Consider the following 711-nt stretch of genomic DNA (forward strand, 5'->3'; position numbering starts at 1 on the left):
ATCCCCAAAAAGAATGGCAAACTTCGACCATTGGGCATCCCATGCATGATAGACCGAGCGCAACAGGCACTTTATCTATTAGCATTAGAGCCTGTGTCTGAGAGTCTTGCCGATCCTAACAGCTACGGTTTTAGACCAAGGCGCAGCACTGCTGACGCAATCGGACAGTGTTTTATCTGCTTAAGTCAGAAACGGTCAGCACAATGGGTTCTCGAAGGGGACATCAAAGCCTGTTTCGACAAAATCGGGCATCAATGGCTGATGGAAAATATTGCTGTTGATAAACGTATGTTGGAGCAATGGTTAAAGTCTGGCTTTGTAGACAAAGGGTTATTTCAAGACACCGATGAAGGCACGCCTCAAGGCGGGATTATATCCCCAACCTTGATGTTAATGACACTCTCTGGTCTCGAACAGCAGATTAAGTCTACCGCTCTCAAAAAGGGGGCAAGAGCTAACTTTATTGGATACGCCGACGATTTCGTCGTCACTTGTGCTTCAAAGGAAGTGCTGGAGAACGATATCAAACCGTTGATCGCTGATTTCTTAGCAGAAAGAGGCCTAACACTTTCCGAAGATAAAACGCATATCACTCACATTAATGATGGCTTTGATTTCCTAGGTTTTAACCATAGGAAGTACAAAGGGAAATTACTCATTAAACCGAGTAAATCCAACACGTTGATGTTCTTGAGTAATCTGCGTGAACTC

At 44.3% G+C, this 711-nt stretch carries 1 protein-coding gene; it reads left to right on the plus strand.

Annotated elements, in window-relative coordinates; genetic code table 11:
- The coding region (locus tag VHA01S_RS16765) for a reverse transcriptase domain-containing protein (protein ID WP_023405533.1) at positions 1-711 on the plus strand (711 nt) is incomplete at both ends.

Source organism: Vibrio halioticoli NBRC 102217, from assembly GCF_000496695.1.
In the GTDB taxonomy this organism is placed as follows: Bacteria; Pseudomonadota; Gammaproteobacteria; order Enterobacterales; family Vibrionaceae; genus Vibrio; species Vibrio halioticoli.